General features: G+C 65.1%; 18 protein-coding genes. 5 read left to right on the top strand and 13 right to left on the bottom strand.

Translation table 11 applies throughout. The features are described from left to right. The first annotated feature begins 182 nt into the window (after positions 1-182). On the top strand, positions 183-1,106 hold the full coding sequence (locus JJC00_RS29760; protein ID WP_246773972.1) for a glycerophosphodiester phosphodiesterase: 924 nt from the start codon (positions 183-185) through the stop codon (positions 1,104-1,106). A 9-nt stretch (positions 1,107-1,115) separates the two neighbouring features. Here the strand turns inward: JJC00_RS29760 and JJC00_RS29765 are convergent, their stop codons facing one another. Next, positions 1,116-3,398, bottom strand: a complete 2,283-nt coding sequence (locus tag JJC00_RS29765; protein ID WP_200469380.1) for a fused MFS/spermidine synthase — start codon at positions 3,396-3,398, stop codon at positions 1,116-1,118. A gap of 238 nt (positions 3,399-3,636) precedes the next feature. On the opposite strand from JJC00_RS29765, the gene JJC00_RS29770 reads away from it, so the two are divergent. After that, on the top strand, positions 3,637-5,247 hold the full coding sequence (locus JJC00_RS29770) for a phytoene desaturase family protein (protein ID WP_200469381.1): 1,611 nt from the start codon (positions 3,637-3,639) through the stop codon (positions 5,245-5,247). 306 nt (positions 5,248-5,553) lie between these two features. Here JJC00_RS29770 and JJC00_RS29775 read toward each other — a convergent pair whose 3' ends face one another. Continuing rightward, positions 5,554-5,709 (bottom strand): Flp family type IVb pilin, encoded by a 156-nt coding sequence (locus JJC00_RS29775; protein ID WP_433996535.1) that lies wholly within the window; start codon positions 5,707-5,709, stop codon positions 5,554-5,556. Between the two features lie 163 nt (positions 5,710-5,872). On the opposite strand from JJC00_RS29775, the gene JJC00_RS29780 reads away from it, so the two are divergent. Further along, positions 5,873-6,760 (top strand): 50S ribosomal protein L11 methyltransferase, encoded by an 888-nt coding sequence (locus JJC00_RS29780; protein WP_200469383.1) that lies wholly within the window; start codon positions 5,873-5,875, stop codon positions 6,758-6,760. Between the two features lie 22 nt (positions 6,761-6,782). Here the strand turns inward: JJC00_RS29780 and JJC00_RS29785 are convergent, their stop codons facing one another. Beyond that, complete coding sequence (locus JJC00_RS29785; RefSeq protein WP_200469384.1) at positions 6,783-6,962, bottom strand: hypothetical protein; 180 nt, start codon at positions 6,960-6,962, stop codon at positions 6,783-6,785. A gap of 185 nt (positions 6,963-7,147) precedes the next feature. Between JJC00_RS29785 and JJC00_RS29790 the strand changes: the two genes are divergently transcribed. Together JJC00_RS29790 and JJC00_RS29795 are read left to right on the top strand one after the other, a co-directional pair. After that, on the top strand, positions 7,148-8,974 hold the full coding sequence (locus JJC00_RS29790; RefSeq protein ID WP_200469385.1) for an aminopeptidase P family protein: 1,827 nt from the start codon (positions 7,148-7,150) through the stop codon (positions 8,972-8,974). 306 nt (positions 8,975-9,280) lie between these two features. Beyond that, positions 9,281-10,561, top strand: coding sequence for a multidrug effflux MFS transporter (locus JJC00_RS29795; protein ID WP_200469386.1), 1,281 nt, complete (start codon positions 9,281-9,283; stop codon positions 10,559-10,561). Between the two features lie 116 nt (positions 10,562-10,677). On the opposite strand, the gene ligA is transcribed toward JJC00_RS29795, so the two are convergent. The 10 genes from ligA to murC all read right to left on the bottom strand — a co-directional run bounded on the left by ligA (position 10,678) and on the right by murC (position 25,084). Next, positions 10,678-12,825: an NAD-dependent DNA ligase LigA gene (gene ligA / locus JJC00_RS29800; protein WP_200469387.1), complete on the bottom strand. Its 2,148-nt coding sequence runs from the start codon at positions 12,823-12,825 to the stop codon at positions 10,678-10,680. Positions 12,826-13,015: 190 nt separating this feature from the next. Then, positions 13,016-14,704, bottom strand: a complete 1,689-nt coding sequence (gene recN / locus JJC00_RS29805) for a DNA repair protein RecN (RefSeq protein ID WP_200469388.1) — start codon at positions 14,702-14,704, stop codon at positions 13,016-13,018. Between the two features lie 24 nt (positions 14,705-14,728). Next, a complete protein-coding gene (locus tag JJC00_RS29810) occupies positions 14,729-15,616 on the bottom strand; it encodes an outer membrane protein assembly factor BamD (protein ID WP_200469389.1) in 888 nt (295 codons plus the stop codon). A gap of 242 nt (positions 15,617-15,858) precedes the next feature. Further along, entirely contained in the window at positions 15,859-16,821 is a 963-nt protein-coding gene (gene lpxC / locus JJC00_RS29815; protein WP_200469390.1) for a UDP-3-O-acyl-N-acetylglucosamine deacetylase, read from the bottom strand. Positions 16,822-17,180: 359 nt separating this feature from the next. Continuing rightward, on the bottom strand, positions 17,181-18,974 hold the full coding sequence (ftsZ, locus tag JJC00_RS29820; protein WP_200469391.1) for a cell division protein FtsZ: 1,794 nt from the start codon (positions 18,972-18,974) through the stop codon (positions 17,181-17,183). 88 nt (positions 18,975-19,062) lie between these two features. Next, positions 19,063-20,385, bottom strand: a complete 1,323-nt coding sequence (ftsA, locus tag JJC00_RS29825; protein ID WP_200469392.1) for a cell division protein FtsA — start codon at positions 20,383-20,385, stop codon at positions 19,063-19,065. Next, a complete protein-coding gene (locus JJC00_RS29830; protein ID WP_200469393.1) occupies positions 20,382-21,398 on the bottom strand; it encodes a cell division protein FtsQ/DivIB in 1,017 nt (338 codons plus the stop codon). The genes ftsA and JJC00_RS29830 overlap by 4 nt, the downstream gene beginning before the upstream one ends. Before the next feature lie 347 nt (positions 21,399-21,745). Beyond that, complete coding sequence (locus JJC00_RS29835) at positions 21,746-22,732, bottom strand: D-alanine--D-alanine ligase family protein (protein WP_200469394.1); 987 nt, start codon at positions 22,730-22,732, stop codon at positions 21,746-21,748. 22 nt (positions 22,733-22,754) lie between these two features. Beyond that, the gene (murB, locus tag JJC00_RS29840) at positions 22,755-23,675 is read right to left on the bottom strand and encodes a UDP-N-acetylmuramate dehydrogenase (protein WP_200469395.1); all 921 of its coding nucleotides are present in this window, start codon (positions 23,673-23,675) and stop codon (positions 22,755-22,757) included. 5 nt (positions 23,676-23,680) lie between these two features. Then, positions 23,681-25,084: a UDP-N-acetylmuramate--L-alanine ligase gene (gene murC, locus JJC00_RS29845; RefSeq protein ID WP_200469396.1), complete on the bottom strand. Its 1,404-nt coding sequence runs from the start codon at positions 25,082-25,084 to the stop codon at positions 23,681-23,683. Positions 25,085-25,199 lie beyond the last annotated feature (115 nt).

A 25,199-nucleotide genomic window follows, 5' to 3' on the forward strand; every position in this document is an offset into this window, starting at 1 on the left:
TTTTTCTGCTTCGCCCTGACGCTGCCCCGGCCTTGCCCGGTGGACGGCGCTGCTGATGCCGACTATTGGTCGGTCAGGCATTGCGGCACAAGCTGCCTCCCTCTTGCTCGTCGCGGTTCATGATGTCATTCCGTCGTGCACTCTTACTCGGCACGATCTGTCTTCTCGGTGCGGGAGGGGCCATGGCGTTCGATATCGAGGCGCATCGCGGCGGGCGAGCGCTGATGCCGGAAAACACCCTGCCGGCCTTTGCCAATGCCCTCACGATGGGCGTGGAGACGCTCGAGCTCGATGTCGGCGTGACCGCCGACGGCGAGGTCGTCGTGTCGCATGAGCGCGGGCTCAATCCCGATCTCGCGCGGGATGCGACCGGCGCCTATGTCGCTGCGCCCGGCACACCCTTCGTGAAGCTGCGGTTCGCCGATGTCAGGACCTACGACGTCGGACAGATCCGGCCGGACAGCGCCTACGCAAAGCAGTTTCCTGACCAGCGCGCCGTGCCGGGGACCCGCATTCCCACGCTGAAGGAGCTGTTCGCGCTGGTACGCAAGTCGGGCAACGAACGCGTGCGTTTCAATATCGAGACCAAGATCGATCCGGACCGTCCGGATCAATCGCTGGAGCCCCAGGCCTTCGTCGCAAAGCTGCTCGGGGTGATCGCAGGCGAGAAGTTGTCCGACCGTGTCATGATCCAGTCGTTCGACTGGCGGACCCTGCTGCTGGTCCAGCGGCAGGCCCCGACAATTCCGACCGTGTATCTGACGCTGCAGCGCGGCTCGGCACCGACCGTCGTCCTCGACAAGGCTACCAACTGGACGGCGGGTTACAGCCCGGCCGATCACGGCGGCTCGCTGCCGCGCACGATCAAGGCCGCGGGCGGTGCCGTGTGGTCGCCCTATTTCGGCGACGTGACCGCAGCGCTTGTCGCAGAAGCGCATACGCTAGGGTTGCGCGTGGTGGTCTGGACCGTCAACAAGCCCGACGACATGGTGCGGATGATTGAGATGGGCGTCGACGGCATCATCTCGGACCGGCCGGATCTGTTGCGGCAGGTCGCCGGCGAGAAGGGCTTGGCGCTGCCGGCGGGGACCCCGGTCGAGCCGTAAGTCTCGGCGTTACTGCTCTCCGAACCGCAGACGCCGATACAGCGCGCCCAGGATGTTGGAATAGTCGTCGGTCCAAACCCGCACCTTCTCGTCCGCGTCGGTCTCCTCCCATTGCTTGGAGGACGCCAGCTTGCCGACGTCATCAGCCTCGCGCGCGGAGATGACGACATCGGTCGAGAAGATGTAGTCGGCGTCGCGGCCCGAATCCTCGTCGTAGACCCAGCTCTTCAGATCGTTGGCATCGGCAATGCCGACCACAACGGGCTCGAGATCGAGATGCCGGTTGGAGACGTGCATCACCACCGCGCCATGCGGAGCGAGCTTGTCCTTGTAGATCTTCATCGCCTCCTCGGTCGCGAGATGGATCGGGATCGCATCCGACGAATAGGCATCGACGATGATGAGGTCGTAGACGCCGTCGGGCTCCCTGGCGAAGGTGAGGCGTGCGTCCCCGATCACCGGCTTCAAATCCGGCAGGCAGCTCGAGATGTAGCGGAAATTCTTCGGGTCGCGTGCGGCATCGACCATGGACTGGTCGATCTCGAAGAATTTCCAGTCCTCGCCGGGCGCTGCGGCGCAGGCGAGCGTGCCCGATCCGACGCCGATTGCAGCGACCTTCAACGGCGCGCCCTTGCGCTCGCGGATCGCGGTGATGGCCTGACCGATGCCACCGTCCTTGTGGTAATAGGTGATTGGCTCGGGCCGGCCGGTGACCGGCGCGCCGTCATTGTTGAGGAAGCGTTCAGCGCCGTGAATGGTGGTGCCGTGCATCAGCACGTGGAAATAGCCGCCCGGCGTCACCACGATCTTGTGCACGCCGAAGAAGCTGCGCACCGTGGTGACACGGCCCTCGTCGGCCGGATAGATCCGCGTCAGGGCCAGCGCCAGCGCGACGGTGGCAAATATCTTCCAGCGATCCGCGTTGAGCGCCAGCGCCAGAAGCGCTGCGAGCACGCCGACGGCCCCGGCGACCCAGACGCGGTGATCCTCGAACCAGGTCGAAAGATCGCCCGTCATGTAGGACGGTGCAACGAGCGCCGCCGCGAGCACGGCAAGCGCCAGCCAGTACCATCTCACAATGCCCGCAAGGCGCTCGTTCGCCGACGGCCGGCACAGCGCGGCGAGCGCGACCAGGATTGGATATTCAGCGATCCATGAGAAGGTGAAGGGCGCGAAGAGACCAGCAAAGAGGCCGCCGACCATGCCGCCGAACGACAGCGCGACATAGAAGCCGGTGAGATATTTGGCTGCGGGCCGGGTCCGCGCCAGTTCGCCGTGACAGGCCATGGCGATGACGAAGAAGCACAATTGATGGCCGCCGAGCGTGAGCAGCAAATTCTGCTCGCCGCCGAAGGCGAGAAGGAAGATGACGCCCGCGATCGCGACCGGCTGCAGCATCAGCATCCATTTGTGCGGCAGCAGCGGCCGCGACTGGAACACGACCACCCAGGTCAGCAGATACAGCGACAGCGGCAGCACCCACAGCAGCGGCGCCGCCGCGACGTCGGTCGAGATATGCGCGGTGACTGCGATGAGCAGACCGGATGGCACCGCGGCGAGGAATATCCACCGCAGCCGTGTCACCAGCGTCGGCGCCGGCGCGTTTGCGTCCTCGGTTCGCGCGTCGGCCACCGCGAGCTTCGGCGAGCGCAGCAGCAGCACGCCACAGGCCGCGATCAGCAGGATCAAAACGCCATAGCCGCCAGTCCAGAGCCGGTCCTGCGTGTGCAGCGTGAATATCGGTTCCAGCAGGAACGGATAGGACAACAGCGCGAGAAAGCTGCCGATGTTGGAGGAGGCATAAAGGAAGTACGGATCATGCCCGTCAGGATGGCCGGTGCGGACGAACCAGGCCTGCAACAGCGGATTGTTGGCGGCAAGCGCGAAGAACGGCAGCCCGATCGACATCACGAACAGGCCGAGCAACCAGAATGCGTAGCCGGTGCTGGGGGGCTCGCCATAGGCGCTGGCGATGCCGAGCGGCAGCGTGACGAAGGCCGCGATCAGCAATACCAGATGCATCACGATTGGAACCACGCGGCTTTTGATCTGCATCAGGAGATGCGCATAGGCATAGCCCGCCAGCAACAGCGACTGGAAAAACACCATCGCCACCGACCACACCGCCGGCGAGCCACCGAGCCGCGGCAGCACCATTTTCGTGAACAGCGGCTGCACCGAGAACAGCAAGAGCGCACTGACGAAAATCGCGGCGGTGTAGACCGTCAGCAGCAGCCGGTTGCGCGACGAGGATGGCTGCTCCGTGGCGGCGGGTTGCACGATCGAATCCATGGAAGCTCCGGCTTACCCCGGCGGGCGCCGGGCGCGCGCAATGGAGCACACCGCGCCTGAACGGGCAATAAATGGTCTCATGATGTTAATGGTCCCGTGGTGATGTTGCGTAGGGAAATGCCTGATATACAGCTGTCATTCCGGGACGATGCGTCAGCATCGAACCCGGAATCTCGAGATTCCGGGTCTGGTCCTGCGGACCATCCCGGAATGACAGCGGAACATTCAGAAACCTTTCATGAGCGATACCGACGTCGTCATCATCGGCGCTGGCCATAATGGCCTCACCTGCGCGGCCTATCTCGCGGCGGCGGGCTTGCGTGTGCATGTGGTCGAGCGCCGCAAGGTGGTCGGCGGGGCGGCGGTCACGGAGGAGTTTCATCCGGGCTTCCGCAACTCGGTCGCGGCCTACACTGTGAGCCTGCTCAATCCGCAGGTCATCAGCGACTTAGGGCTGGCCGAGCAGGGCTTGCGCGTGGTCGAGCGGCGCGCGCAAAATTTTCTGCCTGCGCCCGACGGCAACTATCTCCTCACCGGCGAGGGCCGGACCAAGGCATCCGTCGCGCGGCTCAGCGCGCGCGATGCCGACGCGCTCGACCGGTTTTCGCGCGAGCTCGAGGACATCGCCGACGTGCTGCGGCAGTTCGTGCTGCGCGCGCCGCCGAACCTGCTCGGCAGTTTCGGCATTGGCGCCATCCGCGAGGCCGCGAACGCGTTGACGACGGCCAACATCCTGCGCGGATTGACGCTGGAGCAAAGCCGCAGCCTGCTCGATCTCTTCACCCGCTCCGCCGGCGAGATGCTGGACGAGCGGTTCGAGCATGATCTGGTCAAGGCTCTGTTCGGCTTCGATGCCATCGTCGGTAATTATGCCAGCCCTTACGCCGCCGGATCGGCCTATGTGATGCTGCATCACGCCTTCGGCGAGGTGAACGGCAAGAAGGGCGTCTGGGGCCACGCCATCGGCGGCATGGGCGCGATCACGCAGGCGATGGCGCGCGCCGCGCGGGCTCGGGGCGTCACGATCGATACCGATGCCGGCGTGCGTGAGGTGATCGTCGAGCGCGACCGCGCCGTCGGCGTGGTGCTGGAGAACGGCAGGGCGATCCGCGCAAAATATGTCGCGGCGAACGTCAATCCAAAGCTGCTCTATACGCGGCTCGTCGCGGCCGACGCCCTGCCCCAGGATTTCCTCGCCCGCATCCGCCACTGGAAGAACGGCTCCGGCACCTTCCGCATGAACGTGGCGCTGGACCGCCTGCCCTCCTTCACGGCGCTGCCGGGCGCTGGCGATCATCTCACCTCCGGCATCATCCTGGCGCCGAGCCTCGGCTATATGGACCGCGCGTATCTCGATGCGCGGGCGCACGGCTGGAGCCGTCAGCCCATCGTCGAGATGCTGATCCCCTCGACGCTCGACGACACGCTCGCGCCCGCGGGGCACCACGTCGCGAGCCTGTTCTGCCAGCACGTCGCGCCGGAGCTTCCCGACGGCAAGTCCTGGGACGACCATCGCGAGGAGGTCGCCGATCTCATGATCGCGACGGTGGACAGCTACGCGCCCGGCTTTGGAACAAGCGTGCTCGGACGCCAGATCCTCTCCCCGCTCGATCTCGAGCGGCAGTTCGGGCTGTTAGGGGGCGACATCTTCCACGGCGCGCTGACGCTGAACCAGCTGTTCTCGGCGCGGCCGATGCTGGGCCATGCCGATTACCGCGGCCCCCTCAGAGGCCTCTATCACTGCGGCTCCGGCGCCCACCCCGGCGGCGGCGTCACCGGCGCCCCCGGCCACAACGCAGCACAGGCGATTTTAAGGGATCACCGCGGCCTGTTCGCAAGCCGTGGATAGGTCTGTGGACGGGGTGTGGACAAGCCTGTTGGCAGAGCTGTGGTGAAGCCGTGGAAGGCTGGCGCGACGGCTGGTTCACACCCCCGGGGATCAGGCTGTGGAGAAAGGGCTGGATAAGTCAGGTATGAGCCGGTGGATCGCCCCCCGGAGCATGAGTGGAGCGCCTGTGGGCGCGGCCAGCAATAACGGGCTTCGCTTGCTCCCCAAAACGGCTTCGCCCGCCAGAGGGCAATTCCCCCAGCGGGCGGTCGTCGAAAAAGCCATCTATGAAGAAAGGTGCCCCCGCTGGGAAACGGGAGGCAGAAATTACTTCAAGGAGGTGCTAATCGAAGCAAACTTGTCGTTCAGCGTGGTGCCCAGGCTGTTCACTACGGTGATGATCGCCAGCGCGATACCGGCCGCGATCAGACCGTATTCGATCGCGGTTGCCCCGGACTCATCGGACCAGAATTTCGAAATCATGCGCTTCAAGATTCGCCTCCGTTTCCATTTGAGGGTGTGCTGGTTGGTTCCAACATCCGGAAATCTACGGAGAACAACCTGCGGTCAAGTTAACTGGGAACTGCAAGTTATACGGAAAATTTGGAACAAAAGTTCCAAAAATTGAACCTGACGGAACCCTAGAATGCAGTCTTCCCCCACCTATCGCGCCAGCTTTTCGACCGGCAACGAGGCTGCCGCCAAGCGTGTTGTCGACGTGCTTACTGAAGTGTTTTTCGACGGCGATGCGGCCGTCGCCGCCTTCGAGCGGCCGGACGGAGAATGGGACGTCACGCTGCATTTCGCCGAGGCGCCGGATCAGGAATTGCTGCGCGAACTCGTTGCAACGTCAGCAGGAAATGACATCGCGGCCACGCTTGCCTTCGACACAATCGAGGCCAAGGACTGGGTCAAGGCGAGCCTCGAAGACCTCGTCCCGGTGCCGGCCGGACGATTCGTCGTCCATGGCAGCCATGACCGCGACCGCGTGGCGCCAAACAAGCTCGCCATCGAGATCGAGGCGGCGCTCGCCTTCGGCACCGGCCACCACGGCACCACGCGTGGCTGTTTACTTCTGCTTGACCATGTCCTGAAGCACGCGCGGCCGAAGCGCGTGCTCGACCTCGGTACCGGAACCGGCGTGCTGGGGATCGCGGCGGCCAAGGCGCTGCATCGCGCGGTGCTGGCCTCCGACATCGACCCGCCTTCGGTGCGGGTCGCGGCCGAGAACGCGGCCCTGAACGAAGCCGGTCATGATGTGCGGGTAATCCGGGCCACCGGCTTCGCCGCGCCGGACTTTGCCAAAAGCGGCCCGTTCGACCTGGTGCTGGCCAACATCCTTGCCAATCCGTTACGCCAATTGGCGGGTCCGATGGTCCGGCATCTCGCGCCCGGTGCCCGCGTCATCCTCTCCGGCCTGTTGACCCACCAGGCTCCCGCCGTGATCGCCGCCTACCGCGCGCGCGGCCTCGTGCCGTTGCGGCACCTGCGGATCGAGGGGTGGAGCAGCCTGCTGCTGCGGAAGATGGGGTAAGCCGGCATAGGTGCCGTCGACGCTACTCCGCCGGCTTGTCGTCCTGATGCATCGGGCCCTCGTCCTGCAACGCCCGCCTCGCGCGGCGCTCGGCGACGCGATCCATCATCTGGCTGATGAGGCCGCGCGGCTTCTTCGGTGTCGTTGCGGCGGGCGCGCGGCGCGCCGGCGGCGAAATCTTCTCAAACGTGAACGCTGGCATCGTGTGTCCCCTCGCCGTTGAGATGAACCACTTGCTCGAATTTCCCTGTTATCCGGACGAAGCGCAACAGCCGCACCCTTTACTCCACTCAATTCGAATGGAACATTTTCAAGCACAGTCCATGCCAGATGCGACCCCAAATGCGTCTACATTGCGGACTGATCGCCATGATCCTAAACTGAGCCATGTTCGAAGCGCACTTCCAGACATTCGAAGAGCCCGAGGCCGGCGTCGCATTGGCGGCGCGGCTCGCCGCACTCCGCGAAGAACTCGCCCGCCGCAAGCTGAGCGGCTTCGTCATTCCGCGCGCCGATCAGCAGCAGAACGAGTATGTAGCGCCCTCCGAAGAGCGGCTCGCCTGGCTGACCGGCTTTACCGGCTCGGCCGGGCTCGCCGTGGTGCTGACTCAGGAAGCTGCATTGTTCGTCGACGGCCGTTACACGATCCAGGCGGCCAAACAGGTCGACGCCAAGGCGTGGGCGGTGGAGTCGCTGATCGATCCGCCCCCGGAGAGCTGGGTCTCGGCGCATCTCAAGTCCGGCGATCGCCTGGGATTTGATCCGTGGCTGCACACTTTTGCGGCAGCCGAGCGCCTCTCGGCCGCCTGCGCCAAGGCCGGTGCCGAACTGGTCGCGGTCGACAGCAATCCGGTCGACGCGGTCTGGCAGGACCGGCCGCAGCCACCAGTCGCGCCGGTCGCGATCCACGGCCTGCAATATGCCGGCGTCGCCGAGGCCGAGAAGGTGGCCCAGATCAAGAGCGAGATCGAGAAATTAGGCGCCGACGCGCTGGTGCTGTCGGATAGCCATGCGGTGGCCTGGACCTTCAACATCCGCGGCGCCGACGTCGCGCATACGCCATTGCCGCTGTCCTACGCGCTGGTGCCCAAGGTCGGGCGGCCGACCGTGTTCATCGACCATCGCAAGCTCTCCAACCTCTCGCGTGATCATCTCGAGCAATCCGCCGACGTGCGCGAGCCCGATGCGCTGACGCCGACGCTGATGGCGCTCGCCAAGAGCGGCGCTGCGATTGCGCTCGACAACGCCACCGCAGCCGACGCGCTGAGCCGGTTGATCACGGGCGGTGGCGGCAAGCCGGTGCGCGGCAGCGATCCGATCGCGTTGCTCAAGGCGGTGAAGAACGCGACCGAGATCAAGGGCACGCAGACGGCGCACCGCCGTGACGCAATCGCACTGGCGCGTTTCCTCGCCTTCATCGATCGCGAGGCGCCAAGCGGCAAGCTCACCGAGATCGACGCAGTCGAGGCGCTGGAGACGTTCCGCCGCGACACCGGCGCGCTGAAGGACGTGTCGTTCCCGACCATCTCCGGCACCGGTCCGAACGGCGCCATCGTGCACTACCGCGTCACCCGCAGGAGCAACCGGCGGATCGCGCCTGGCGACCTGCTGCTGATCGATTCCGGCGCGCAGTATGAAGACGGCACCACCGACGTCACCCGCACCATGGCGGTGGGCGAGCCGACGGACGAGATGCGCGACCGCTTCACCCGCGTGCTGCGCGGCCATATCGCGATCGCGCGCGCGGTGTTTCCCGACGGCACCACCGGCGCGCAGCTCGACACGCTGGCGCGGCAATATCTCTGGGCCGCCGGCGTCGATTTCGAGCACGGCACCGGCCACGGCGTCGGCAGCTATCTCAGTGTGCACGAAGGCCCGGCGCGGATCTCGAAGCTCGGCACCACGCCGCTGAAGCGCGGCATGATCCTCTCCAACGAGCCCGGCTACTACAAAACCGACGGTTTTGGCATCCGCATCGAGAACCTCGAACTGGTGGTCGCCGCCGACATCAAGGGTGCCGAGAAACCGATGAACGCGTTCGAGACGCTGACGCTGGCGCCAATCGACCGCCGGCTGATCGACACAGCGATGCTGAACCGCGACGAGCTCGCCTGGCTCAATGCCTACCACGCCCGCGTCCGCACTGAAGTTGGGCCGGCGCTGGATGAGGCGACGAAGGCGTGGCTGGATCAGGCCACGGCGGAGCTGACGTAGCGCCGCGCATGGCGCTACGCGGTTTGCGCAAGGCTGCTTCTCCCGCCCACTGCCGTCATGCCCCGCGAAGGTGGGCATCCAGTATTCCAGAGACGACAAACGTATCCGGAAAAGCCTCGGCGTACTGGATTCCCCGCTTTCGCGGGGAATGACACCGTCTTAGAGGCGCGAGCGACGCGCCCAATCAGGCACCACCGCGCTGTTATTATAACAGTCCCGGAATCGGTATAGCCGCATTCCGAAACGTCGATTTCCGTCTTGTGCAAGCACGCTACAGTCCGATTCGACTTCGAAAGACGGACACACATGCACGGCATGATCAGCAGGCCGCCGGAGGCGGCGACGACAAACATCGCGACCTCGCGCGTGGTGTTGCTGCTGCTGGTCGTCATGACCGGGATCGCGCCGATCTCGCTTTACATTCTGGTTCCGGCGCTGCCCGTGCTGGCGACGACGTTCGGCCGCGACATCTCGATCGCGCAGATGACGGTGTCGCTCTACATGGTCGGCATCGCGCTGTCGCAGCTGATCATGGGGCCGCTGTCGGACAAGTTCGGCCGTCGCCCGGTGCTGCTCTCCGGTCTCGCGCTGATGGTGGCGGCAAGCGTCGCCTGCATCTTCGCAGAAACCCTGCCGCAGCTGATCGCAGCGCGCTTCTTCCAGGCGCTCGGCGGCGCCTCCGGCATGGTGGTGAGTCGCGCCATCATCCGCGACATCTACGAGCGCGACCGCGTCGCCTCCATGATCAGCCTCGTGATCGCAGCCCTGATGATCGGCCAGATGGTGTCGCCGCTCACCGGCGGCCTGATCGAGACTGCGTTCGGCTGGCGCGCGATCTTCTACGCAGTCACGATCGGCGCGCTTGCAGTCGCCGTCGGCATCGCGATCGCGCTGCCCGAGACGCGCCGCAACCGCGCGGTCGGCAGCGGCGGCTTTCGCAGCGACGTTCGCACCCTGATCAAGAGCCGCGCCTTCATCGGCTATGTGATGTGCCAGGTGCTGGCGTCCCAGATCATCTTCACCTTCGCCGGCGGCGGCCCCTACATCGTCGTGACGCAGATGGGTCGGACCAGCGCCGAATACGGCGCGTGGTTCGCCACGACGGGATTTGCGTATCTCGTGGGCAATCTGCTCTGCGTACGCTTTGCGCCGCGGCACTCGCTGGAAAAGCTGATCTGGTTCGGACTCGCCCTGCAGCTGTGCGGCAGCCTGTTGAACCTGCTCTGGAGTTTCACCGGCTGGAACGAGGCGCCGGCCTGGCTGTTCGGCACGCAGATGATCGTGATGGTCGGCAATGCCTTCGTGATGGCGAATTCCGCGGCCGGTGCGATCAGCATCCGTCCCGAAGCCGCCGGCACCGCGTCAGGCGCGATGGGCTTCCTCCAGCAAGGGATCGGCGCGCTGATGTCGCAATTCGGCGCCTATCTCGGCGGCCATTCCGCAACGACGCTGCCGCTGACCTCGGCTGTTCTCGCCATCTCGCTGCTCTGCGTCTGCATGATGATCTTCGTCGTGCCGCGGCGGGAATTGGTGGTGAGCAAGACGCTGATCGAGCAGGCGGAGGAGGAAGAGAGCGGGATGATGTGAGGGGACGCGCGCCCTCTCTCCGTCATTGCGAGCGAAGCGAAGCAATCCAGACTGTCACCGCGGAAAGATTCTGGATTGCTTCGTCGCTACGCTCCTCGCAATGACGAGGAGAGGCCTCACTCCCCGATCAGCTTCAGCCACTCGTCCTCGGTCAGCACCTTGACGCCGTGCTTGTTGGCTTCCGCGAGCTTCGAGCCCGCACCGGGACCGGCAACGACGAGATCGGTCTTCTTCGACACCGAGCCCGACACTTTCGCCCCTAACCGCTCCGCGGTCGCCTTGGCTTCGTCGCGCGTCATCTTCTCCAGCGAGCCGGTGAACACCACCGTCTTGCCGGCGACGGCGGAATTGCTCTTCGGCTTCTCGGCATCGACAATCTCGACCTCCTTGGTCAACCGCTCGACGATGCCACGATTGTGGCTCTCGCCGAAATAATCGGCGATGCTTTTGATCACGGTGTCGCCGATCTGGTCGAGCGCGTCCATCTCCGCCATCGCCTCCTCGTCGCCCTTGGCAACCTTGAGGCAGGCATCGTGGAAGGCGTCCCAGGAGCCATAGCCGCGCGCGAGCGCCAAGGCCGTGGTCTCGCCGACATGACGCATGCCGAGCGCATAAATGAAGCGCTCCAGCGCGATTCTGCGCCGGCTCTCGATGGCGCCGAACAGATTGCGCACCGAGGCCGCGCCGTAGCCCTCGATCTCCTCGAGCTTGAGCTTCGCGTTGCGCTGCTCCAGCGTGAAGATGTCGGAGGGCTCTTTCACCCATCCCTCGTCGAAGAAGTACTGCAGCTGCTTCTCGCCGAGACCGTCGATGTCGAAGGCGCGCCGCGACACGAACAGCTTGAGATGCTCGATCTTCTGATAGGGGCAGGCAAATTCGCCGGTGCAGCGAGCGCGCGCCTCCTCTTCGCCGGCGGCCGTCTCCCCGCGCACGACGTCGGTGTGCAGCGGACACGGGCACTTCTTCGGAAAATGGAATTCCTTGGCGCTCTTCGGCCGCTTGTCGAGGACGACGTCCACCACCTGCGGAATGACGTCGCCGGCGCGCTGGATCACGACGGTGTCGCCGATCCTGATGTCGCGGCCATCGCGCAAGCTCTCGCCCTTGTTGCCGATGCCCTTGATGTAGTCCTCGTTGTGCAGCGTGACATTCTGCACGATCACGCCGCCGACGCCGATCGGCTCGAGCTTGCCGACCGGCGTGAACGAGCCGGTGCGGCCGACCTGGATTTCGATGCCGCGGAGCACCGTCATGGCGCGCTCGGCCGGGAATTTGTGCGCAATCGCCCATCGCGGCGTGCGCGAGACGAAGCCGAGCCGCTCCTGCCAGTCGATGCGGTCGACCTTGTAGACGACGCCGTCGATGTCGTAGTCGAGCTTTGCGCGCTGCTCCTCGATGGAGTGATGGAAGGCGAGCAACTCCTCGACGGAGTGACAGAGCTTCGTCAGCGGATTGGTCTTGAAGCCGCAGCGCTCGAACCAGTGGATCATGCCGCTCTGCGCATCCTCGGGCATCGCGCTCATCTCGCCCCAGGCATAGGCGAAGAAGCCGAGTGGGCGCGATGCGGTGATGGTCGGATCCTTCTGCCGCAACGAGCCCGCGGCCGAATTGCGCGGATTGGCGAAGATGGTGTCGCCGGCTGCCTTCTGCCGCTCGTTGAGTGCGAGGAAGGCCTTCTTGGTCATGTAGACCTCGCCGCGCACCTCGCAGATGTCGGGGACGTTGCGGCCCTTCAGCTTGTGCGGCACGTCTTCGAGCGTACGGATGTTGGCGGTGACGTCCTCACCGACCGCACCGTCGCCACGCGTCGCCGCGGTGACAAGCTCGCCGCCCTCGTAGCGCAGAGACATCGACAGACCGTCGATCTTTGGCTCGGCGGAGAAATTGACGTTGTCGTCGTCGAGCTTCAGGAAGCGCACGATCCGGCCGACGAAGTCGCGCACGTCCTCTTCCGCAAAAGCGTTGTCCAGCGACAGCATCGGAACGGAATGCTGGACCTTCCTGAAGCGCCCTGACGGCGCCGCGCCGACCTTCTGCGACGGCGAATCCCCGCTGACGAATTCCGGAAAGCGTTTCTCGATCGCATTGAGGCGCTGGCGCAACGCGTCGTATTCGGCGTCGGTGACGGTGGGCGCGTCCTCCTGAAAGTAGCGCTCGTTGTGCCCCTCGATCTCGAGCGATAGCCGCATGTGCTCGACCTTGGCCTGCGCCTTGGTGAGGTCGGCGACGTCACGAAGCGTTTTGGATTTTGCTGCTCTTGCCATTGTACTTAAGGTTGCGTTTCGTCGTTCCGGGATGGTCCGAAGGACCAGATCCGGAACCTCGAGATTCCAGGCTCGCACTTCGTGCACCCCGATCTGCATTTAACTCCGTCATTCCGGGAGGGCCCGGAAGACCGAACTCGAATCTCGAGGTTCCGGGTTCGATGCTTCGCATCGCCCCGGAACGACAAATTTAAGCCGTCGCCGCCTTGAGCAGCCGGTCTGCGGCCGCCCTCGCCTCGGCCGTGATCTCGGCGCCGGCGAGCATGCGGGCGATTTCCTCGCGGCGGTGGTCGGCGGCGAGCGCGTTGACGCGGGTGGCGACGCGCTTGCCCTTGTCCAGCGCATCCTTGGAGATCAGGAGATGCTGGTCGGCGCGGGCGGCGACCTGCGGGGCATGGGTCACGGCCATCACCTGAACCTTGCCGGCAAGGCGCGCCAGGCGTCCACCGATGGCATCGGCGACGGCACCGCCGACGCCGGTGTCGATTTCGTCAAACACCAGGGTCGGTGCTGAGCCGCGGTCGGACAGCACGACCTTGAGCGCCAGGAGGAAGCGCGAGAGCTCGCCACCGGAGGCGACCTTCATCATCGGGCCGGGCTTGGTGCCAGGATTGGTCTGCACCCAGAACTCGACGCGATCGAAGCCTTGCGGACCCGGCGCGGCCTCGTCGGTCGCGACCTGGGTCATGAATTTCGCACGTTCGAGCTTGAGCGGGGCGAGCTCGGCGTTGACGGCCTTGTTGAGCTTCTCGGCCGATTTCTGCCGCGCCGCCGAGAGCTTTTTCGCAGCGGCGGCATAGCGTGCATCGGCCTCGATCGCGGCCTGCTCCAGCTTCTTCAAGCGCGAGGCGCCGGCATCGATCAGCACGACGTCGGCGGCGTATCTGGCGGCAAGCGCCGCCAGGCCATCGACCGGCGTCGAATATTTGCGCGAGGCGGCGCGCAACGCGAACAACCGCTCCTCGATGCGTTCGAGCTCGGCCGGGTCGAAATCGGTCGCGGCCAGGGCCGCCTGGAGATGCTGGTCGGCCTCCTCCAGCGCGTTGATCGCGATATCGATCGCCTTGACCGCGGGCTCGACCAGCGCCGGCGAATTGACGCCGCGGCGCTCCAGCCGGCGCACGGCGGCCGAGAGCGCGGCGACCGGCGAATTGTGGCCGCCGACGACCTCCTGCGCCTCGCGCAGATCGGAGGCGATCTTCTCGCCCTGCATCATGGTGGTGCGGCGCGAGGCGAGCGAGGTCTCCTCGCCGTCCTTCGGCGCGAGCTGCTTCAGCTCGTCGGAGGCGTGGCGCAGATAGTCGGCCTCGCGCGCGGCGCGCTCCATGCCGGCGCGATGCTCTTCCAGCTCGATGTTGGCGGTGCGGCGTGCGTCCCAGAGGGCTTCGACGGCACCGACGTCCTTTTCGAGGCCGGCAAAGGCATCGAGCAGGCGGCGGTGGGTGGCAGCATCGACCAGCGCGCGCTCGTCGTGCTGGCCGTGGATCTCGACCAGGGCGGCGCCGACCGCCTTCAGGGTCTGCACGCTGATCGCCTGGTCGTTGATGAAGGCACGGGTGCGGCCGTCGGCGAGCTGGACGCGGCGGAGAATCATCTCGCAAGACTCTGCAAAACTCGCGTCGTCGAGCCCGTTCTCGGCCAGAATTTTCGTCGCGGGGTGATTCTTCGGGATATCGAAGACGGCGGTGACCTGCCCCTGCTCCGCGCCATGGCGCACGAGGCCGGCGTCGCCGCGGCCGCCGAGTGCCAACGCAAAGGCATCGAGCAGGATGGATTTGCCCGCACCGGTCTCACCGGTCAAAACCGCGAGTCCGGTGGCGAATTCGATATCGAGCCGTTCGATCAGGACGATGTCACGGATCGACAGACGCGCCAGCATGGAACCAGATTTCCTAGCCGAGACCTAGAGGCCAATCTTCTTGAAGGTCTGGCTGATCCAGGACCCCTGATTCTCGCTCGGCTCGAGACCACCGGATTTTACAAGATTATAGGCGTCCTTGTACCACCGGCTGTCGGGAAAATTATGCCCGAGCACGGCGGCGGCAGTCTGGGCCTCGCCGACGATGCCGATTGACATATAGGCCTCGGTGAGACGGTAAAGCGCCTCCTCGACATGGCGCGTGGTCTGGTATTGCGTCACCACGGCCTTGTAGCGGTTGATCGCGGCCGTGTAGTCGCGCTTGCCCATGTAGTAGCGGCCGACATTCATTTCCTTGCCGGCGAGCTGGTCGCGGGCGCCCTCGATCTTGGCCTTGGCGGAGGTCGCATATTCGGACGTCGGATATTTGCGCACCACCTCTTCCAGCGAGGCGATCGCCTTCTCGGTGCGGGCCTGGTCGCGGCTGATATCCGGGATCTGGTCGTAGTGCGAGGCGGCGATCAAATATTGCGCGTAGGCGGCGTCCGGGCTGCCGGGATGCAGGGTGACGTAGCGGGTGGCAGCGCCGATGCAGCTGTCATAGTCGCCGCCCTGGTAGGACGCGTAGGCCGACATCAGCAGCGATTTGCGCGCCCAGTCGGAATAGGGATGCTGGCGGTCGACCTCTTCGAACTTCTTGTTCGCCGCCTTCATGTCCTTCTTTTCGTTCATGAGGTACAAGCCCTCATTGTAGATCTTGTCGGCAGGCTCCTCGACGAAGGTGTCGTCCTTGGCGGTGAACTTGTCCCAGAGCGAGCCGGTGCCGCAGCCGGCCAGCGGCAAGGCGAGCAGGAAGAGCGTTGCGACCCGAAGCAGCCCACGGGCTCGCGGTGAAACCAAGAGATATCCGCGCGTCATACGCTGTGCCGACATGAATTTAAGACCTGACGCCCTGTGATGCGGTGCCCGCCAGCCCGTGATCCCCGTCACGGGCGCGAAATGTAACCGTGGTGCCTGCCGCGCGACCACGTCGGTAACCGAAAAACGATTGTTAACCCATCGGATAGGCAGGCATTCCGCCCGGATTAAGGCGAGAACGCCGCAATCCTAGTCGATCATGGTTACCAGGAGTTTCCCGGATAAAATGCCGCTTGGCTGCTTGCCGCAACAGACGTTCAGGACACGTCCGGCCCGTAGGCCGCGGCGATCCGGCCGCCGACGATACCGCTGCCGACCTCGACCACAGGACGCGTGGTGCGGCGGACCGCCTCACCCTCGACCACCCGCCAGGCGGTACGGTCGGTGAGCAGCGCGGTCAGGACGGCGTGGTTCAGCTTGTGGCCGCCACGCACCGAGCGATAGGCACCGAGCAGCGGCAGGCCGGCCAGCGCGAGATCGCCGATCACGTCCAGCACCTTGTGGCGGGCGCATTCGTCGGCGTAGCGCAGGCCCTCGGTGTTGAGCAGCCGCTCGTCGTCGAACACGACGGTGTTTTCGAAGGAGGCGCCGAGCGCATAGCCCGCGCTCCAGAGCCGGGCAACGTCGCCCATCATACCGAAGGTCCGGGCACGGCCGACTTCGCGACGGAAGCGCTCCGGGCTGAGGTCAAAGGCGTAGCTCTGCTGGCCGATGACGGGATTGGTGAAGTCGATCTCGACCTCGGCACGGAATCCGTTGGCATAGGGCCGGATCTCGCCGAAGGAGTCGCCGATCTTGACCGAGACCGGCTTCAAAACCTGGATGAAGCGGCGCTGCGCCGGCTGATTGACGATGCCGGCCTGATCGATCGCCGCAATGAAGGCAGCGGCGCTGCCGTCCATGATCGGCACTTCCGGACCGTCGATCTCGATGGTGGCGTTGTCGACGCCCATGCCCCGCAGCGCAGCCAGCACGTGCTCGGCAGTGGAAACCAACGGACCGCTGCGATCGCCGAGGACGGTCGCGAAATCGGTTGCGATCACCTGCTCGGCAGTCGCCTGAATCTCGCGGTCAGTTCCCTCAAGGCCGGTGCGGACAAAAATAAAACCTGCATCGACGGGTGCAGGTCCAATCGTGAGGGTGACGGGAAGACCGGAATGAACGCCAACGCCGGCCACGGTGGCTTGCGCACGAAGCGTTGTTTGCCGGCTAAACTTCATCAGGAACCGCCCCACTAAGACCCACTGCGACTTATACAAATCCGACTACCGGCCAAGGCCGTCCGTCCGAATCTCGTATCCCCAAGTCACGGCAGACCATAGTCACTGCCCTAAACAGCGCCAACTCACGCTTTTTTACCGATTGTTACCCCAAACCCGCCGTATTCGCGCCAAGGCTTAACCAAATTGCGCCGACGTTTTGGGCCGTTATCGGCAGCTTTACTGAAACACCGAACAAGTAATTAATGATTTAAAATCAGTTGCTTGAGCACGTAATCCGGATATGCACGGGACAAAAGGAAAGGCCCCGGCAAGCTTCCCGCCGGGACCTTTTTTCGTCTGCCTTATTGTAACAATCCTCAGGTCGCCTGCCGCCGCAGGAAGGCCGGGATATCAAGATGGTCGTCTCCCTGTGGCGCCGGCGCAACAGGCGCGGGGCGGCCATGGGCGTCGAGACCCTGCGGCGCGGGCCGGCGGGCATATTCCGACACCGGTTCGCTGGCGGCGATCTGCTGCTGCACCGTCCGCTGCGGCTTGCGCTCGGGCAGCGCCGGCATGGCGGGACCGGCGGTGCGGGCGGCGATCGGGGCCTCGCTCTCCTCGTCGCGACGGCCGAGGCCGACATTGGCAAGGCGCTGGAGCAGCGACAGACGGGTCTTCTGCGGCGTTTCCTCCTCGATCTCGCCACGAGCCTGACGCAGCTCGGCCTGGGCCGGCATCGGCAGCTCATCGAGGCGCGGCATGCGCGGGGCGCGGGCCGGGGCACGCTCGGCCTGCGGCGGGATGAAGGTTTCCGGCGTCATCGACTCATGCATGGCGAGCGGCACCTGGTCGGGCTCCGGAAACAGCGTGGGCTTCTGCGCGATCGGGCGTACGGTGACGTCGCCATAGGTCTGCATCGGCGCGGGCGCCTGCGGGACTTCGGAAACGGCAGCCGCGATGGCGGCAAGCGCCGCACGCTCGACATTGGGACGCGGCGCGACAGGCGCGGCCGGTGCTGCAGCGGGCATCTGCGCTTCCAGCTTCTGGGCGCGCTCGGCCATGCGCTGGTTGTCGGCGCGGAGGCGCGCGGTCAGGTCGGCGAGACGGCTCTCGGCGGCGGCGGCCGGAGCAGCGTGAGCCTGCTGCGCCTGCGGCGCGGCATTCGCGACCGGAGCGGAGGTCGCCTGGCTGTTGCGGGCGATCGCGGCCTGCTCGATGCCGGTGGCGACGACTGAGACGCGGATCAGGCCATCGAGGGCTTCGTCGAAGGTGGCGCCGACGATGATATTGGCGTCCTGGTCGACCTCCTCGCGGATGCGGGTCGCGGCTTCGTCGACCTCGAACAGGGTGAGGTCCTTGCCGCCGGTGATCGAGATCAGGAGGCCCTTGGCGCCCTTCATCGAGCTGTCGTCGATCAGCGGGTTGGCGATCGCGGCTTCCGCAGCGGTCAGCGCCCGCTTGTCGCCGGAGGCTTCGCCGGTGCCCATCATCGCCTTGCCCATTTCCCTCATCACCGCTCTCACATCGGCGAAGTCGAGGTTGATGAGGCCTTCCTTGACCATCAGGTCGGTGATGCAAGCCACGCCCGAGTAGAGCACCTGGTCGGCCATCGCGAAGGCGTCGGCAAACGTGGTCTTCTCGTTGGCAACCCGGAACAGGTTCTGGTTCGGGATGATCAGCAGCGTGTCGACGACCTTGTGCAGCTCGTTGATGCCGGCTTCGGCGGTGCGCATGCGGCGGCCGCCCTCGAAGTGGAACGGCTTGGTCACGACGCCGACGGTGAGGATGCCCATGTCGCGTGCGGTCTTGGCGATGACGGGAGCAGCGCCGGTGCCGGTGCCGCCGCCCATGCCGGCGGTGACGAACACCATATTGGCGCCCGAGAGATGATCCCGCAGCTCGTCGATGACTTCTTCCGCGGCAGCAGCGCCGACGTTCGGCTGCGAGCCGGCGCCGAGGCCCTGCGTCACCGCGGTACCCATCTGCACGATGCGCTGCGCCTTCGACATCGTCAGCGCCTGCGCGTCGGTATTGGCGACCACGAAGTCGACGCCCTGGAGGCCCGCCGTGATCATGTTGTTGACGGCGTTGCCGCCGGCGCCGCCGACGCCGAACACGGTGATGCGGGGCTTCAACTCGTGAATATCAGGAACGTTGATGCTGATGGTCATGTTTGCCTCTCGATCACGCGCGCGTGGGGTTCGCCCCGGCCTGCGGCCGCGGGAGTTGGTGAAAATCGACATTTGCGGAAAGCGGTCATCAAAAGCCCTCGCGTAGCCATCGTCCGACCTTTCCGAAATAACCGCCCGTTCCTGTCCTGACCTGCTGCCGCGTATGCCGCGGTTCGACATGTTCGTGGTGAACATATTGCGGGTAGACGAGAAGCCCGGCCGGCACCGCAAACGCGGCGTTCTTCGCCTCGTTGGGCAGCCGGCCAAAACCGAGCGGACGTCCGACCCGCACGGGCCGGCCGAGAATCTGGGTTCCGAGCTCGACGAGGCCGGTGAGCTGCGAGGCGCCGCCGGAGAGCACGACACGGCCCTTGGGCTCTGCCGCGAAGGGCGAATCCTTCAGCTTGTCCCGAACCATTTCGAAGACTTCCTCGGCACGATGCTTGACGATGGTGGCGATGGTGGCGCGCGAAACGATCTGCGGCAGATCCTGGTCGTCACCGGCTGTCGGTACAGACATCAGCTCACGCGAGTCCGATCCGCCGGTGATGACGGTGCCGTATAACGTCTTGATTCGCTCGGCATCGGCAATGGTCGCCGAGAGTCCGCGCGCGAGATCCATCGTGATGTGTTGCCCGCCGACCGCAAATCCGGCCGCGTGCACGAAGCGGCCGCCGGAATAGACCGCGATGGTGGTGGTGCCCGCGCCCATCTCGACCACGGCGGCGCCGAGATCGGCCTCGTCGTCGGTCAGCACCGACAGGCCGGCCACATAGGGGCTCGCCGCCATGGCTTCGACGTTGAGATGGCAGCGTTCTACCGCCAGCATCAGGTTCCGCGCCACGGTGGCGTCGCAGGTGACGACGTTCATGTCGACACCGAATTGATGGGCGACCATGCCGCGGGGATCGCGGATGCCCTTGACGCCATCGAGCGTGTAGCCGACCGGCAGCGCATGCAGCACGGTGCGGCCCTCGCCGGTGGCGTGGCGCATGCCGGTGGAGGTGACGCGGCTGACATCGGCCGGCGTCACCGCGCCGCCGCGGATATCGGCCGCGGCTTCGACAAGCTGGCCCGCGAGCCGGCCGCCGGAGACCGACAGCAAAACGGATTCGACGCGTACTTTGGCCATTTTCTCGGCAAGCCCGACGGCCTGGCGCACCGCCTGCTCGCATTCGGCGAGATCGACCACCGCACCGGCCTTCATGCCGCGCGACTGGATCTGGCTGTAACCGATCAGTTCCACCGCGTGGGTCCGGCCGCCCAGGGCCTCGCTCGGCGCCGACGGCTTCAACCGCGCGATCATGCAGGCGATCTTGCTGGTGCCGATGTCGAGGCAGGCGACGAGGCCGCCACGCTTGTGCGGCATCGGGCGCGTCTTCGGCGTCTGGCTGCGATCAAGACCGGTCATGCGGCGTCCCCGGCCTTCTTTTTCTTCTTGTCCTTGAACAGATCCTCGCGCGCCTTGGCGGAGTCATCGGACAGCTGCACCACCAGACGGTCGGGCAGGCGCATGTCGATCGCGACGATGTCCTTCGAGAACAACCTGTCATCCTTGTCGAGCTTGGAGAGCGCGGCGAGTGCGTTGCCGACATCCTGCTCGGGCAGGCGGATATCGAGGCCGTCTTTCAGCCTCAGGTTCCAGCGCCGCTCACCGACATAGATCGCGGCTTTCGTCACCGCGTTCACCTGCGGATAGCGGGCGAGCAGCGCGAGAAAGTCGCGGGCCTGGGTGTCGGCGCCCTTGCCGACCACGAGCGGCAGCGACAGGAACCGGCGCGAGACATAGGGCTCGAGCAGCGCGCCGTCGTCGGCGATGACGGAGAGCCGGCCGGCCTCCTGCCACAGCGCAAATGCCTTGCGCTCGGTGATCTCGATCATGAGCTGGCCCGGATAGAGCTTCAGCACGGTCGCGTCCGCAATCCAGGGATTGGCCTTGAGCTTGTCGCGGACGCCGTCGGCATCGAGGAACAGCAGCGAGGAGCGGCCGCTGACGCCGCCGATCGCGAGGATCTCGTCCTGGCTGAGCTGCTTGCGGCCGTTGATCACGACCGAGGTGATGCGGAAGCCGGCCGAATTGGCCATGGCGTTGCGCGCGTCGCTGACCGCGGTGACGAAATCCTGGAGATGGCCGCCCTTGACGATGCCGAGGCCGCAGCTGCCGATCAGCAGCAGCACGGTCATGCTGATCCCGACCCGGCGCGGCAGATAGCGCTCGACCAGCGCGACCAGGCGCGGCGGCGGCTCGCGCTCGACGACGGCCTTGGCCTTGATCCTTTGCTTGGCGGCATCGCGCGTCTCATCGCGCTTGTCCTGTACCCACTCGCGCAGAAGCACGACCGCTCCGATAGCGGCCGCCTTCAGGTCAGCTTGGGGCCTCAGCGATCTCAAAAACGACCGGGAGAGGCTTCCTGCACTATCCATTGCACGAGCTCGTCAACAGTTTGCCCGCGACATCGCGCGGGTCCTGGCAAACATGACGTCTCGGACATGCCGGGCCGGGTAATGGTCTTCGGCTGAAGAAACCGCTCCCCTTCAAAGCGTTCGCCGGTCGGATACATCCGAAACAGCTCACGCGCCGGCAGCCAAAACGCCATATGCGCCGCCAGCGTTAACCTTCGGACTTCCTGGTAAACAAAAGGTAAAGTTCGTTAACGGGGAATGCTTTTTGCCCAACTCTGTGAGGCAGTTATGCCACGATATCCGGCATTTTACCGGTTTTGGGCACCAAACCGGCCGTTTTCGCCCTCTCAGCCGTTAACCAATCCTAACTATTTCCGCGCCCGTCGCGCCGCCAGCTCGATCAGGTCGCGGAGGAAGTCGGCGAACGCGATACCCTCGGCCTTCAGCGCCTTGGGGTAGAGCGAGGACTTGGTCAGCCCGGGCAGCGTGTTGGTTTCGAGATAGACCAGCCCCTTCTCCGAGACGATGAAGTCGGAACGGGAATAGCCGGCGCAGGACATCGCGCGATGCGCCAGCATCGCCTGGGTCTTGAGCGCGGCGGTGACCTCGGCCGTGAAGCGGCCCGGGCAGATCTCCTGGGTCGACTTCAAAAGATACTTTGCGGCGTAGTCGAAATTGCCCTCACCCGGAATGATCTCGATCGGCGGCAGCGCGATGATCGATCCGTCGGTGCGCTCCAGCACGCCGCAGGTCGCCTCGACGCCGGCGATGTAGGGCTCGATCACATACTCTTCGTGCTTGGCCGCATTGCGGACTGCGACAAGATCCTGCCTGGCGTTGACGAAGATCAGGCCATAGCTCGAGCCATCGCGCGCCGGCTTTGCGATCAGCCGTCCATATTCAGCGAAGGCATCATCGATATTCTCGAGCGCGATGCCCTCAGGCGGCGTCACGCCACCGAGCGCGGCAAAGCGCTTGGCCGCGATCTTGTCGAAGGCGAGATGCGAGGAGGCCGAGCCGGAGCCTGTGAACGGCACGCCGCGCGCCTCACACATCACCTGCAATTCGCCATTCTCGGCGCACCCGCCATGCAGGCTGAGCACCAGGACGCGGTCTTCCGCCTTGGCCTTGTCGAGCGCCTGCGCCAGCGGAATGCCTGATGTGCCAGGCTTGAACTCGTCCTCGAAGGGCCGAGAATGTTCGAGCAGCTGCCTGGACTGCACGACGTGCACGTTATCATCGACGTCCCACCACCAGAGATCTGCCTCGGGCAGCGCCTGATGCAGCGCCTGGGCTGAAGCGACGGAAACCAGACGCTCCCGGTTGGAGCCGCCAAAGAGGATGGTGGTGCGCATGTTCTCTCGTCGCCTGTCCAGGTTAGCCGGGAATTCCAACCCGCTTGATTTCCCAGTGCAGCTCAATTCCGGAATTCGCCTTGACCCGTTCGCGCACGGTCTCGCCCAGCGCCTCGATGTCGTGCGCGGTGGCGTCACCCGTGTTGATCAGGAAATTGCAGTGCATCTCGGAGACCTCAGCACCGCCGACGCGCAGGCCACGGCAGCCGGCGGCATCGACCAGCTTCCAGGCAGAATGGCCGGGCGGATTCTTGAAGGTCGATCCTCCGGTCTTTTCGCGGATCGGCTGCGCGGTCTCGCGGTGGGTCTGCACCTCCGCCATCCGCGCGCGGATCGCATCAGTATCCCTGATCTCGCCGCGAAAGCGTGCGGAGGTGAAGATGATGGAGGGGTCGACGCCGCTGTTGCGGTAGACGAATTTCATGTCGGCGTTGGAGAAGACATGCTTTTTGCCGTCGCGGCCAACGCCGCGCGCCTCGATCAGCACATCCTTGGTCTCGCCGCCATTGGCGCCCGCATTCATGCGCAGCGCGCCGCCGATCGTGCCGGGAATGCCGAAATAGAATTCGAGCCCGCCGACATTGGCGGAGGCAGCGACCTCCGCGACGCGCTTGTCCAGAGCGGCCGCACCCGCGGTCACGACGTCGCCGCTCGCAGTGGCCTCGCCAAAAGCGCGCGGCGCCAGCCGGATCACGACACCCGCAATGCCGCCATCGCGCACGATGAGGTTGGAGCCGACGCCGACGACGTAGACCGGGATGTCGCCGGCGAGATGCGCGAGGAAATAGGCGAGGTCATCCTCGTCCGCCGGCGTGAACAACACCTGCGCCGGACCGCCGACGCGAAACCAAGTCAGCTCGGCCAGCGACTGGTTGGCCAGCAACCGCCCGCGCAGATCCGGCATCGCGGCTTTGAGAGCGGATGTGATGTCGGGGAAGCTCACTGCCCTTACCCCAGCGCCTTCAATTGGTCCGGCAGCGCATACGCCCATTGCGTGATGTTGCCGGCACCGAGGCACACGACGAGATCGCCCGACTTCGCGAGGCCCTTGATGATGCCGGCGAGCTCCGTCGCTCCCGGCAACGGGATCACCTCGCGGTGACCATGCGCGCGCAGGCCCACGACGAAATGATCGCGGTCGATACCGTCGATCGGCGTCTCACCGGCTGCATAGACGTCGGCGACGACAACCGCATCGGCATCGTTGAAGCAGGTGCAAAATTCCTCGAACAGCGATTGCAGGCGGGTGTAGCGATGCGGCTGCACCACGGCGATGATCTTGCCGTTGGTGGATTCCCGCGCTGCCTTCAGCACCGCCGCAATCTCGACGGGGTGATGGCCGTAATCGTCGATTACGGTGACGCCGTTCCATTCGCCTGTTTTGGTGAAGCGCCGCTTGACGCCGCCGAAGCCGGCGATCGCCTTGCGGATCGCGTCATCTGAAACGCCAAGCTCGCGCGCGACCGCGATCGCGGCCGTCGCGTTCGACGCATTGTGGCGGCCGGGCATCGGCAGCATGAGATCGGCGATCTCGTGCACGGCGCCGGTCTTGCGATCTCGGAAGGCGACCTTGAATTTTGATCCGCCGCCCATTGGCGTCAGGTCGAGCAATCGCGCGTCGGCCTGCGGATTCTCGCCGTAAGTGATGATGCGGCGATCCTCGATCTTGCCGACGAGGGTCTGCACCACGGGATGGTCGATGCACATCACGGCGAAGCCGTAGAACGGCAGGTTCTCGACGAAAGCGCGGAACGCGTCCTGCACGGCCTCGAAGGTCTTGAAGTGATCGAGATGTTCAGGGTCGACATTGGTGACGATCGCGACATCGGTCGGCAGCTTCAAAAACGTGCCGTCGCTCTCGTCTGCTTCCACCACCATCCAGTCGCCGGCGCCGAGACGCGCGTTGGAGCCATAGGCGTTGATGATGCCGCCGTTGATCACGGTCGGATCGAGCCCGCCGGCGTCGAGCAGGGTCGCGACCATCGTGGTCGTCGTGGTCTTGCCGTGCGTACCGGCGATCGCGACGCAGCTCTTCAGCCGCATCAATTCGGCCAGCATCTCGGCGCGACGCACCACGGGAATGCGCCGCTCGCGCGCCGCCATCAATTCGGGATTGTCGCGCTTGATCGCGGTGGACACGACGACGACCTCGGCCCCGTCGACATTCTCGGCCTTGTGGCCGACCGAGACCTTCGCACCCTTCTTGCGCAGACGGTCGAGATTGTAATTGTCCGAGGCGTCCGAGCCCTGCACGGCATAGCCGAGATTGACCAGCACCTCGGCGATGCCGCTCATGCCGATCCCGCCGATCCCGACGAAGTGGATGGGTCCGATCTCGCGCGGCAGTCTCATGCTCTGTTCCCTGACCTCGCCGCCTTTCGCTGGCGGCATCTGGCAAAGGTCACGGCCAAATCAGCCGCGCCGTTCTTACTGGATGCCCCGCTTTAGAAGGCGAAGACAAGGGCTT

The sequence above is a fragment of the Bradyrhizobium diazoefficiens genome, from assembly GCF_016616885.1.
GTDB classification, from domain to species: Bacteria; Pseudomonadota; Alphaproteobacteria; order Rhizobiales; family Xanthobacteraceae; genus Bradyrhizobium; species Bradyrhizobium diazoefficiens_F.